The following is an 11,303-nucleotide window of genomic DNA, read 5'->3' as shown; positions in this document are numbered from 1 at the left end:
CCTTGACCTCACGGAAATCGAAGTCGAGCAAGGCGCCGTCATGGTCGATGGCCGAAGCGCCGATCACCGCATAATCGACCTTGAACTGCCGGATGAAATCGACCGCAGCTTCGCCGACCACGCCGCCATCGGAACCGCGCACAACCCCACCGGCGATCACCACCTCGATCGAGGGATATATGCGCATCCTGTTGGCAACATTGATGTTGTTGGTGATGACCATCAGCCCGTTGTGATCGAGCAGCGCCTTGCTAACCGACTCCGTCGTGGTGCCGATGTTGATGAACAGCGAGGCATTGTCGGGGATCAGTCTGGCTGCCGCGCGGCCGATCGCTTCCTTCTCGTCGGCGGCGATCTTGCGCCTGGCCTCATACTCCATGTTCTCGATGCCGGAGGGGAACAACGCACCACCATGGATGCGCGAAAGCAGCCGCTGATCGCACAGGTCGTTGAGATCCTTGCGTATGGTCTGCGGCGTCACATTGAAGTGGGTGGCCAGATCGTCGACCAGCACGCGACCATGATCCTTGGCCATCTGGATGATTTCGGCATGGCGCGGCGACAGATACATGGGCAACCTCCCGTTTTCGTTTTTCTTGTCTATAGTCGAAAACGAAAGCAATGAAAAGGCATAAGCCGGCTAATAGAATTTACCTGATCGCAAAGCCAAAGCTGTACGCAACCTCATCAAGGCAGATTCAGCCCATGCCGCGCGCGATTTCGGCAATGACGACGAAGGCGGCATCGACATCGCCGGCAGTCGCCTCGAACTGTCCGACCTGGAACCGGATCGCCACTCGTCCGTCGACTCTCGTCTGCGTCAGGTAGATGCGGCCATCGTCGTTGATCGCATTGACCAGCCGCAGATTGTGCTCGTCCGCGTCCGCGTCGGCGCCGGTGGCAGCCTTGTGCCGGAACGAAAACAGCGACAGCATCGGTTCGCTGACGATCTCGAAATCCGGCTCCTTTGCCAGCCGCGCGGCAAGGCCTTCGCTCCAGGCGACATGGTTGCGGATCATCGTTCGCAGGCTTTCCAGCCCATGCGCGCGCAGCAGGAACCACAATTTCAGTGCGCGGAACCGCCGGCCGAGCGGCACCGACCACTCGGAATAATTGATGATGCCGTCATGGCCATGGGTCTTCAGGTAATCCGGCTTGATGGCCAGCGTCCGCACATGGCTTTCGGGATCGCGCAGGAACTGGATCGAGCAATCGAACTGCGCACCGAGCCATTTGTGGGGATTGAAGACAACGGAATCCGCCGCTTCGACACCGCTCCAGAAATGCCGGTATTCCGGGCAGATCATTGCCGAGCCGGCCCAGGCCGCATCGACATGAAGATAAAGGCTATGCCGCCGCGCCACCTCCGCAACCGCGGCGATGTCGTCGGTGCCACCCGTGCTGGTGCCGCCAACGCAAGCGATGATGCCGGCCGGCAGCATGCCGGCTTCCCGGTCGGCAATGATTGCCGCCTCGAGCGCAGCCGTGTTCATGGCGCGAAAGCGGCCACCGACGGGGACGCGCACGAGATTGTCCTCGCCGATACCAGACACCCAGATCGCCCGGTCGATCGAGGTGTGCACCTGGTCGGAGGAATAGATGCGCAAGCGCGCCTGCCCTGCCAACCCCTTTTTGTTGCCTTGCCAGTCAAGCGCGCGCTCGCGCATGGTCAGCACCGCGGCCAGGGTAGCCGAGGAGGCTGAATCCTGGATCACACCTGAGAAGCCTTCCGGCAGGCCAAGCGCCTGGCGCATCCAGTCGACGGTGCGCGTTTCGAGCTCGGTCGCCGCCGGAGAGGTCTGCCACAGCATGCACTGCGCGGCCATCGCCGAGACCAGATATTCCGCCACCACCGAGACTGGCGCCGCATTGGCCGGGAAATAGGCGAAGAAGCGCGGATGCTGCCAATGCGTCATCCCCGGCAGGATCTTCTCTTCGAAGTCGGCGAAAATCCGGCCCATCGGTTCGGCGTTTTCGGGCGGCGAAGCTTCTATGCTCTTAAAAATATCGCCCGGCTCGACCAGCGGCCGCACCGACCGGTCGCGCAGCGTGTTGCGGTAGTCGGCGCCCCAGTCGGCTGCGCGCCGCGACCATTGCCGGAAATCATCATTGTTCATCGTGTCCTCCCGACAAGATTCCTCGCCGCCGCCCGTCACAGTCGCTCTTCAGGATCTGATATTATTTAACATGTGAAATATACGCAACCGCCATCTGGGGCCGCGCGCCTACCCCGGGAAATCGGGCAGGCTGGCAAAAGCTGTCTTCAGCGCATTCGACCAGCCATCCGAGATCGTGCGGTAGTACTGGTCGTCCTGGCCGATCCGTTTCTTCAACCCAACCTTGAAAATGTCCTTCTCCAGGAAAAGCAGGTCGAGCGGCAAGCCGACCGACAGGTTCGACTTCAGTGTCGAATCGAACGACACCAGAAGCAGCTTCACCGTCTCTGCGAGGCTCATCGTCTTCTCATAGGCGCGGATGATGATCGGCTTGCCATATTTGGTCTCGCCGATCTGGAAAAACGGCGTGTCGTCGGTCGATTCGATGAAATTGCCTTCGGGATAGATCATGAACAGGCGGGGCTCRCTGCCCTTGATCTGGCCGCCGAGGATGAAAGAGGCATTAAAGTAGGAATCCGCCTTCTCGCCCGCAGGTGACGAGCTGGCGATGACCTCCTTCACCGTATCGCCGACCAGCCGCACCGTCTGATACATCGACGGTGTCTCCAGCAGCGTTGCGTGGCGATCGGCAATTGCCTTGGTGCGTTCGTCGAGCAGGCTGACCACTGCCTGCGTCGTCGCCAGATTGCCGGCTGACATCAGCACGATGACGCGCTCGCCCGGCTGCTCCCAGACATGCATCTTGCGGAAGGTGGAAATCGAATCCATACCGGCATTGGTGCGCGTGTCCGACATGAACACGAGCCCGCGATCAATCTTCAGGCCGACGCAATAGGTCATGGAATCTCTTCTAGAGCGATTCATCGTTTCACGGAAACGCAGAACCGCTCTATCTCCTTGTTTCGACGCAATTCCCAAGGGAAAGCGCTATCCGCTTTTCCCGGGAAAACCGTTTCACGCTTTTCCTGGAATTGCTCCGGCGGCAATCCTGGCGGATTACTGCTCCACCGTGACGGTGACCGCAAGCTGTTCTTCCGCCTGTCCCAGCCGAATTCCCGACACCGGCGTGGCGTCGCGATAGTCGCGGCCGGTTGCCACTTTTACATAGCGCTCGTCTGGAGAGATGCCGTTTGCGGCATCGAAGGCGACCCAGCCCAGACCCGCAACATGCGCTTCGGCCCAGGCATGGCTTGCGGCCTGCTCGACGGCGGCATCCAGCATCAGATACCCGCTGATATAGCGGGCAGGAAAGCCCATGGCGCGCGCCGCGGCGGCAAAGATATGGGTGTGATCCTGGCAGACACCGGTCTTCAGCGCCAAGGCTTCTTCTGCCGGCGTCGCCGCATTGGTGGTGCCGGGCGTGTAGGCGACGCGATCGCCGATGACAGCCATCAGCCGGTGCAGCCTTTCGATGTCGGTGCCCTTACCGACGGATGCGGCGAGCTCACGAACACCGCTGCCGATCGCCGTCAAGGGCGTTTCATGGCTGTACAGCCAGAGCGGCGTAAAACCCTGGTGTGGTCCGGAGACGCCCGCAGTGTCGCGCGTCACCACTTCGCCGGCCGCTTCCACGGTGATGAAGTCGCGCTCGCCCTCGACGCTCAACAGCCTGGTGTCGTTGCCGAAATGGTCGACAAAGCGAACCTCCTCGCGCGCGCCCTCGATGGCCAGTGCCCAGGACAAAACGGTCTGCGTCGATCCGCTGACCGGAAGCAGTCGCAGCCGCTGCAGCAGATAGTGCACCGGTGCATCGTAGCGGTATTCGGTCCTGTGGGTGATCTTTAGCCGCATGCACTATGTCCCGCTTGTGAGCATGCTCTTGTCCCATTTTTCGCGATCATGCTCAATTGAACCGGTAGTCCTGCGCGATCTCGTCGCCGAGCCTGGTGTTGTCGCGAATGAAATTGGCCAGGAATTCATGCAGGCCGGTGTCGAATATGTCCTTGATCGACCCGGCTCTCAGCATGGCCTGCGTCTTGTCGGCCGTCGCATGGCAGGCATGACGCTCGCCGTAGTCGTCGCCGAGGAATTTCAGATGTTCGGCGAGGAAGCGGTAGCAGAAGGTCAGCGAACGCGGCATGCGGACATTGAGGATCAGATAGTCGGCAATGTTGGTCGGCTTGTAGTCTGCGTCATAGACCCAGCGGTAGGAGCGGTGCGCCGACACCGAGCGCAGGATCGATTCCCACTGGTAGTTGTCGAGTGTCGAGCCAACCCAGGAAATCGACGGCAACAGCACGTAGTATTTCACGTCGAGGATGCGCGCCGTGTTGTCGGCGCGCTCGACATAGGTGCCGAGCTGCGAGAAATCGAAGATCTCGTTACGCAGCATGGTGCCGTAGAACGAGCCGCGGATCAGCGCCGTCTCGCGCTTGATCGCATCGAGCACGCTCGGCAGGTCGCGTTCGTCGATCGGCCTTGCTAGCATCCGCTTCAGCGACATCCAGGCTTCGTTGATGCTTTCCCATGTCTCGCGCGTCAGCGCGGTGCGCACCATGCGGGCGTTGTTGCGGGCCGTCTCGATCGCCGCCATCGTGCTCGACGGGTTCGACGTATCGCGCAACAGGAAGTCGGCGACATTGGCGGCGGTATAATCCTGGTATTTCTGCGTGAAGGCGACGTCGGAGCCGGCGCTGAGCAGCACCGAATTCCATTCCTCCGAGGCGCTCTGGGTGCGGGTCAGCGCCATGCGCAAGCCGGCATCCACCAACCGCGCCATGTTTTCGGCCCGCTCGATGTAGCGGTTCATCCAATAGAGCCCGTTGGCGGTGCGGCCTAAAAGCATCAAAAACCCTTCAAGTGAAAATCAATCATCCAGCACCCACGTATCCTTGGTGCCGCCGCCTTGCGAGGAATTGACCACCAGAGACCCTTCCTTCAGCGCGACGCGCGTCAACCCTCCGGGCACGATCTGGATGCGGTCGGAAACCAGCACATAGGGTCTGAGATCGACGTGGCGCGGCGCCAGGCCCTTGTCAGTCAGGATCGGACACGTCGACAGCGCCAGCGTCGGCTGGGCGATGTAGTTCGACGGTTTTGCCGCGAGTTTCTTGGAAAAATCCTCGCACTCCTTCTTGGTCGCCGCCGGCCCGACCAGCATGCCGTAGCCGCCGGAACCGTGGACCTCCTTGATCACCAGTTCGTCGATGTGCTCGAGCACGTATTTCAGGCTGTCCGGTTCCGAGCAGCGCCAGGTCGGAATGTTGCCGAGTATCGCCTTGCGGCCGGTGTAGAATTCGACGATCTCGGGCATGTAGGAGTAGATCGCCTTGTCGTCGGCAATGCCGGTTCCCGGCGCATTGGCAATGGTGATGTTTCCGGCACGGTAGACGTCCATGATGCCGGGTATGCCAAGTGCGGAGTCCGGCCGGAAGGTCAGTGGATCGAGGAAAGAATCGTCGACGCGGCGGTAAAGTACATCGATCTGCTTGTAGCCTTCGGTGGTGCGCATCGCGACATGGCCGTCGACAACGCGCAGATCCTGACCTTCGACAAGCTGYACGCCCATCTGGTCGGCAAGGAAGGCGTGTTCGAAATAGGCGGAGTTGAAGCTGCCGGGCGTCAGCACGGCGATCGTCGGCGTGCCCTTGGTGCTCTGCGGCCGCACCGCCGCCAGCGACTGCCGCAGGAGCTGCGGATAGTTTTCCACCGGCCGCACCTTGATCTTCTGGAACAGCTCGGGGAACAGCTGCATCATCGTCTCGCGGTTCTCCAGCATGTAGGAGACACCCGACGGCGTGCGCGCATTGTCCTCCAGCACGTAGAATTCGTCCTCGCTGATGCGGACAATATCGACCCCGATGATGTGGGTGTAGACGCCGGCAGGTGGCCTGACCCCGATCATTTCCGGCAAGAACGCTTCGTTCTTGGCGATCAATTCCCTGGGAACGCGCCCTGCCCGCAGGATCTCCTGGCGATGGTAGATATCGTCGAGGAAGGCATTCAGCGCCTGCACGCGCTGTTCGATGCCTTGCGTCAGGCGCCGCCATTCATTGCCCGAGATGATGCGGGGAACGATGTCGAACGGGATCAGCCGCTCGGAAGCTTCCTGCTCGCCATAGACGGCGAAGGTGATGCCGGTCTTGCGGAAGACGCGTTCGGCGTCCTGCATCTTCTCGGTAAGCCTGGCCGGATCCTGCTCCTTCAGCCAGCGATCATAAGCCGAATACGGTCTTCTCAATCCGGAGACTTCCGGAAGCATTTCATCGAACGCTGCCAATCGCATACTCCCCTGTGACACCATTTCACTGGCGTCGCCGGAGAAAATCAAGCGCAATCGGTGATTTGAGGGAGTTGGACGACCAGTATGTGGCGGCTGCCCAAAATTAAGGCAGCTGAAATATGCCCTTGGTCAGGCTTTGCCTCGTGGCCGGGCAGGCGCGTTCCGAAGCTGAAGCATGATCCCAAAAAGGTCGAATCCAGTTTCTCGGACAAACGGAAATCGTTTGTCCCGAGATCATGCTCAAACACTGAGATAGAGCCGCATCCCGATTCTATCGGGGATGGAACGGGCTCTAGAAGGCGCGGAACGTCACGACGGTGAAAGTGTCCTTGATACCGGGCAGAATCTGCACCTTCTCGTTGACGAAATGGCCCACATCTTCCTCGTCGTCGACGTAGAATTTGGCGAGCAGATCGTAGTTGCCGGCAGTCGAGTAGATTTCCGAGGCGATCTCGGCATCGGCAAGCGCGCTGGCAACCTCATAGGATTTGCCAAGCTCGCATTTGATCTGCACGAAAAACGCCCTCATGGCTTCGTCCCTAAACGTCCAAGTCCAAGCGGCCCTTCTGACAGACTGGAGGCGGGCTTTCAAGCGCCGGATGAATGCTCAGCCGGCTCGGGCCCGGGCCAAGACTTCCCGCAGCGCGCGCGGGGCGACACGAATGTTCGCCACCGATGAAACCGTGAAGCGCCACCATGCGTATGTTAAAATGCCTCTTGGAACAGTTTTGCGGGGGCAGCTTTAGCAAGGGGCAACGGAGACAGGCCATGCGCCGTATGTTTTTCGCATTCGCGTTCGTTCCACTCGTCCTGGCGTCGTCTGYGCTTGCCGGCGATGCCGAGGTCAAGGCGGCGCAAGCCGCCATCGACGGCCAGTTGAAAGCCTTCATCGCCAATGACGGCGCCACCGCCTATAGCTTCGCCGCACCCAACGTGAAGCAGATCTTCCCGACCGTCGACACCTTCATGAACATGGTGACCAACGGCTATGCGCCGGTGCGCAACCCACAGACCTATTCTTTTGGCAAGGTCGAGGAGACGAGCCCGACATCGATCGTCCAGCAGGTGCTGATCGTCGGCCCCGACGGCAAGGATTACGAGGCTGTCTACACGCTGCAGCAACAGCCCGACGGCACGTTCCAGATCACCGGCTGCAGCCTGCGCGCGTCGAATTCGCTGAGCACCTGAGGCAGCCGATATCAGTAGCGCGCCCTGCCGCCCGACATATCGAATACGGCACCAGTGTTGAAGCTACTCGAATCGGAACACAGCCAGAGCACCAACGCAGCGACTTCGTCGGCGGAGCCGAGCCGTTTCAGCGGGCTGGCGCCGATCATGTCGCTGACAACTTCATTGCCAAGGCGCCTGATAAGGTCGGTATCGATCGGACCGGGCGCTACGCAATTCACCCGAATGCCGGTGTCGCAAACCTCCCGCGACAATGCCTTGGTGAAAGCGATAATGCCTGCGCTTGCCGCCGAGTAGGCGGCAAGGTTCGGCAAGCCCTCCTTGCCTGCAAGCGATCCCATGTTGACGATGCGGCCGTTGCCGACCTTGCGCATGATCGGCAGGACCTGATGCGTGACCTCGAACGTTCCGAGGAGATTGACACCGATAATGCGCTGCCACTCAACCGGCTCGAAGGCCTCAAAGCCGAGGTAGGGACCGAGATAGCCAGCGTTGTTGACGAGGATGTCGATCCGCCCCGCTCGGGCGACGATGTCAGCCAAGGCTTCCCTTATGTCGCCCGCCTTGGTGACGTCTACCGTCTGGCTGTGGATTCCGGCAGTCGGCACTGGATCGGCGTCCCATACCCAGACGTCGGCGCCAGACCCTGCTAACTGTGTGGCCACGGCTCTGCCGATGCCCCGGGAGCCACCGGTTACGATCGCCGTCTTGCCGGCAAAGTCGTATGTCACGGCCATAGCCAATCCCTCGATTACAAATCTGCTCTTGGGCAGCCGATCCGTCAATCGCTGGAGACGCTGGACTAAATGGCCGGGATATCGCCCCGAGCCCAACCTTCCGAAATCTCCGCCGCACGTGCTTCGAAGGCATGTGCCTCGATTGCCGCACGGATGTCCTGCATAAGCTTCTGATAATACGAGAGATTGTTCCAGGTCAGAAGCATCGCGCCAAGTGCCTCCTGCGAGCGCACCAGATGGTGCAGATAGGCGCGTGAGTAGTCCCTCGCCGCCGGGCAGTCGCTTTCCTCGTCGAGCGGACGCGGATCGTCGGCATGGCGGGCGTTGCGCAGATTGACCTTGCCGCGCCTGGTGTAGGCAAGGCCGTGCCGGCCGGCCCGCGTCGGCATCACGCAATCGAACATGTCGATGCCGCGCGCCACCGATTTCAGGATATCGTCGGGGGTGCCGACGCCCATCAGATAGCGCGGCTTGTTTTCGGGCAGTTCCGGACAGGTGATCTCGAGCATCTCGAGCATCACCGCTTGCGGCTCGCCGACGGCCAGACCGCCGATCGCATAACCCTTCAACTCCATCGCGCTCAGCGCCTGCGCCGAACGCACCCTGAGTGCCGCGTTGTCGCCGCCTTGCACGATGCCGAACATCGCCTTGCCCGGCTGGTCGCCGAACGCAGTCTTGCAGCGCTCTGCCCAGCGCAGCGACAGTTCCATGGCGCGCTCGATCTCCTTCAACTCGGCCGGTAGCGCCGTGCATTCGTCGAGCTGCATCTGGATATCGGAATCGAGCAAACCCTGGATTTCGATCGAGCGCTCCGGCGACATCTCGTAGGCGGCGCCGTCAATGTGCGAGCGGAAGGTGACGCCTTTTTCGGTCAGCTTCCTCAGCTTGGACAGCGACATCACCTGGAAACCGCCGCTGTCGGTCAGGATCGGATGCGGCCAGCGGGCGAATTCGTGCAAGCCCCCAAGACGCGCCACGCGCTCGGCGCCGGGCCGCAGCATCAAATGGTAGGTGTTGCCCAGGATGATGTCGGCGCCAAGGCCGCGCACCTGGTCCATATACATTGTCTTGACGGTGCCGCCGGTGCCGACCGGCATGAAGGCAGGCGTGCGGATTTCGCCGCGCGGCATGTCGATCACACCGCGCCGCGCCTTGCCGTCTGTCGCCAGAACCTTGAAGCTGAACGGCTTAGCCATTGAATTCCTTGTCATGAACCGGGGCGCCAGGTGCCTGTTTGTCGAGCGACTGGCGGTATTGAATGCAGCCACGCAAGAATTTCGGCCAGGGCGGCACGGCGATCGACGGCTCGGTCTTCTCCGGCAGCAGGCCCCACAGATCCGGGTGATGCCAGCACAAATCATGGCCGGTGGCGTCGCGATGCTGGCGAATGCCGGTGCGCAATTTCTTCACTTCCGCGATCAGTGCATCGCGGTCCAGGCTCACGAGATCATCGTCCATCGCTCATCTCCGCTCGATAAAGCAGGCTTGCGTCTCCATAGGAGTAGAACCTGTAGCGGTTCTCGATGGCATGCGCATAGGCCGCACGCATCGTATCGAGACCACTGAAGGCCGACACCAGCATGAACAGGGTCGAGCGCGGCAGGTGGAAATTGGTCATCAACATGTCGGCGGTGCGAAAGCGGTAGCCGGGCGTAATGAAAATGTCGGTCGGACCGGACCATGCAACCAGGGTACCGTCCGCGCGCGCCGCGCTTTCCAGCAGGCGCAGCGAGGTCGTGCCGACAGCGACGATGCGGCCACCCCTCGCCTTGGCCGCGTTGAGCGCGTCGGCGGTCGCCTCGCTGACCGAGCCGGTCTCGGCGTGCATCTTGTGGTCGGCGGTGTCATCCGCCTTCACCGGCAGGAACGTGCCGGCGCCGACATGCAAGGTAACGAAGCGGCGCTCGACCCCCTTGGCGTCGAGTGTCGCAAAAAGCTCCGGCGTGAAATGCAGGCCTGCCGTGGGTGCGGCAACGGCGCCTTCTTCCCGGGCATAGATGGTCTGGTAGTCGGCCCGGTCGCGTTCGTCGTCGTCGCGCTTCGAGGCGATATAGGGCGGCAGCGGAATATGGCCGACCGCATGCAGCGCTTCGTCCAGGAAGCCCCCCGACAGGTCGAAGCCAAGCAGCGCCTCGCCGCCCTCGCCTTTCTCGATCACGGTGGCGTCGAGCTGGCCGAGGAAACAGGAACTGCCGTCATGGCCGAAATGGATGCGGTCACCGGCGGCAATGCGCTTGCCCGGCCGCATGAAGGCCAGCCAGCGGTCCGGCGCCATGCGCATATGCAGCGTGGCTTCGACCTGAGCCTGTGCCTCGCCGCGTCGTCGGATGCCCTTCAGTTGTGCCGGAATGACCTTGGTGTCGTTGAAGACCAGAACGTCGCCAGCCCTGAGCAGGGACGGCAGGTCGCCAACCGTCCGGTCTTCGGGTCCCACGCCGGGCTTGACCACCAACATCTTGGCGCTGTCGCGCGGCTCTGCCGGACGAAGCGCGATACGCTCCTCCGGCAGGTGGAAATCAAACAGATCGACGCGCATCAGTAGAGCCGGACGAGCAGTGCTCCGGCCAGCAGCAGCACCGCACCGGCGACGCGGCCGAGCGAGATTTCACGCACCGCGACGCCGAGGAAGCCAACGCGGTCGATGAGCATGCCGGCCAGCAACTGTCCTGCCATCAGAAAGGCCATCAGGGCGGCGGCACCGATGCGCGGCGTCAGGATGGTCGAAAGCGTCACATAGAAGCCGCCAAGCATGCCACCGGCGATGAACAGCCACGGTGCCGGCGCCTTCCAGTCGAGCGTGATGCCTTGCAGCTTCACCACCGTGACGGAGATGATGCCGAGTACCACCGCGCCCGACAGGAACGAAAACGCAGCCGCCGCGACCGGGAGCCCCAGGCCGCGCGCCAACTGCGAATTGATCGGCGCCTGAATGGCAATGAAGGCGCCGGACAGGATGCCGAGAAGCGACCAGACGGCGCCCATCATTGATGTTTTGCCTTACTTGACGTCGGCCGCGACCTTCAGCGACACGATCTTGTC

At 61.6% G+C, this 11,303-nt stretch carries 13 protein-coding genes; 1 reads left to right on the top strand and 12 read right to left on the bottom strand.

Annotation, left to right across the window (positions count from 1 at the left end):
- From AC1D0I_RS31545 to AC1D0I_RS31515, 7 genes are all read right to left on the bottom strand, one after another.
- Positions 1–571 (bottom strand): DeoR/GlpR family DNA-binding transcription regulator (locus AC1D0I_RS31545; RefSeq protein ID WP_477400050.1); only part of this gene is annotated, 571 nt, incomplete at its 3' end.
- Between the two features lie 127 nt (positions 572–698).
- On the bottom strand, positions 699–2,117 hold the full coding sequence (locus tag AC1D0I_RS31540; RefSeq protein WP_477400048.1) for a pyridoxal phosphate-dependent decarboxylase family protein: 1,419 nt from the start codon (positions 2,115–2,117) through the stop codon (positions 699–701).
- A 108-nt stretch (positions 2,118–2,225) separates the two neighbouring features.
- The gene (locus AC1D0I_RS31535) at positions 2,226–2,957 is read right to left on the bottom strand and encodes a proteasome-type protease (protein WP_477227296.1); all 732 of its coding nucleotides are present in this window, start codon (positions 2,955–2,957) and stop codon (positions 2,226–2,228) included.
- A gap of 156 nt (positions 2,958–3,113) precedes the next feature.
- On the bottom strand, positions 3,114–3,908 hold the full coding sequence (locus tag AC1D0I_RS31530; RefSeq protein ID WP_477227297.1) for a transglutaminase family protein: 795 nt from the start codon (positions 3,906–3,908) through the stop codon (positions 3,114–3,116).
- A 52-nt stretch (positions 3,909–3,960) separates the two neighbouring features.
- Entirely contained in the window at positions 3,961–4,902 is a 942-nt protein-coding gene (locus tag AC1D0I_RS31525; RefSeq protein WP_477227298.1) for an alpha-E domain-containing protein, read from the bottom strand.
- 21 nt (positions 4,903–4,923) lie between these two features.
- Entirely contained in the window at positions 4,924–6,336 is a 1,413-nt protein-coding gene (locus tag AC1D0I_RS31520; protein WP_167392123.1) for a circularly permuted type 2 ATP-grasp protein, read from the bottom strand.
- A 295-nt stretch (positions 6,337–6,631) separates the two neighbouring features.
- Entirely contained in the window at positions 6,632–6,868 is a 237-nt protein-coding gene (locus AC1D0I_RS31515; protein WP_095085044.1) for an Lrp/AsnC family transcriptional regulator, read from the bottom strand.
- Positions 6,869–7,107: 239 nt separating this feature from the next.
- Between AC1D0I_RS31515 and AC1D0I_RS31510 the strand changes: the two genes are divergently transcribed.
- Positions 7,108–7,527 carry a DUF4864 domain-containing protein gene (locus tag AC1D0I_RS31510; RefSeq protein ID WP_477400046.1) on the top strand — a complete coding sequence of 140 codons (420 nt, stop codon included), beginning with the start codon at positions 7,108–7,110 and terminating at the stop codon, positions 7,525–7,527.
- Between the two features lie 11 nt (positions 7,528–7,538).
- On the opposite strand, the gene AC1D0I_RS31505 is transcribed toward AC1D0I_RS31510, so the two are convergent.
- The 5 genes from AC1D0I_RS31505 to AC1D0I_RS31485 form a co-directional block, all read right to left on the bottom strand.
- Positions 7,539–8,264: an SDR family NAD(P)-dependent oxidoreductase gene (locus AC1D0I_RS31505; RefSeq protein WP_477400044.1), complete on the bottom strand. Its 726-nt coding sequence runs from the start codon at positions 8,262–8,264 to the stop codon at positions 7,539–7,541.
- A 65-nt stretch (positions 8,265–8,329) separates the two neighbouring features.
- Entirely contained in the window at positions 8,330–9,460 is a 1,131-nt protein-coding gene (gene tgt, locus AC1D0I_RS31500) for a tRNA guanosine(34) transglycosylase Tgt (protein WP_477400042.1), read from the bottom strand.
- On the bottom strand, positions 9,453–9,722 hold the full coding sequence (locus AC1D0I_RS31495) for a hypothetical protein (RefSeq protein ID WP_477400041.1): 270 nt from the start codon (positions 9,720–9,722) through the stop codon (positions 9,453–9,455). Before AC1D0I_RS31495 ends, tgt begins: the two co-directional genes overlap by 8 nt.
- Positions 9,712–10,800: a tRNA preQ1(34) S-adenosylmethionine ribosyltransferase-isomerase QueA gene (gene queA / locus AC1D0I_RS31490; RefSeq protein ID WP_477400039.1), complete on the bottom strand. Its 1,089-nt coding sequence runs from the start codon at positions 10,798–10,800 to the stop codon at positions 9,712–9,714. Before queA ends, AC1D0I_RS31495 begins: the two co-directional genes overlap by 11 nt.
- Positions 10,800–11,249, bottom strand: a complete 450-nt coding sequence (locus AC1D0I_RS31485; protein ID WP_477400037.1) for a DMT family transporter — start codon at positions 11,247–11,249, stop codon at positions 10,800–10,802. Before AC1D0I_RS31485 ends, queA begins: the two co-directional genes overlap by 1 nt.
- Positions 11,250–11,303 lie beyond the last annotated feature (54 nt).

Source organism: Mesorhizobium sp. P2_D1 (genome assembly GCF_056404455.1).
Note: the sequence above shows the minus strand (reverse complement) of the source record. Positions and strands in the feature narration are given on the sequence as shown.

Bases quoted from the DNA above. Each gene is read 5' to 3' on its own strand.
- AC1D0I_RS31525 (WP_477227298.1), bottom strand. From the start codon at position 4,902: ATGCTTTTAGGCCGCACCGCCAACGGGCTCTATTGGATGAACCGCTAC.
- AC1D0I_RS31505 (WP_477400044.1), bottom strand. From the start codon at position 8,264: ATGGCCGTGACATACGACTTTGCCGGCAAGACGGCGATCGTAACCGGT.
- AC1D0I_RS31530 (WP_477227297.1), bottom strand. From the start codon at position 3,908: ATGCGGCTAAAGATCACCCACAGGACCGAATACCGCTACGATGCACCG.
- tgt (WP_477400042.1), bottom strand. From the start codon at position 9,460: ATGGCTAAGCCGTTCAGCTTCAAGGTTCTGGCGACAGACGGCAAGGCG.
- AC1D0I_RS31485 (WP_477400037.1), bottom strand. From the start codon at position 11,249: ATGATGGGCGCCGTCTGGTCGCTTCTCGGCATCCTGTCCGGCGCCTTC.
- AC1D0I_RS31540 (WP_477400048.1), bottom strand. From the start codon at position 2,117: ATGAACAATGATGATTTCCGGCAATGGTCGCGGCGCGCAGCCGACTGG.
- queA (WP_477400039.1), bottom strand. From the start codon at position 10,800: ATGCGCGTCGATCTGTTTGATTTCCACCTGCCGGAGGAGCGTATCGCG.
- AC1D0I_RS31515 (WP_095085044.1), bottom strand. From the start codon at position 6,868: ATGAGGGCGTTTTTCGTGCAGATCAAATGCGAGCTTGGCAAATCCTAT.
- AC1D0I_RS31495 (WP_477400041.1), bottom strand. From the start codon at position 9,722: ATGGACGATGATCTCGTGAGCCTGGACCGCGATGCACTGATCGCGGAA.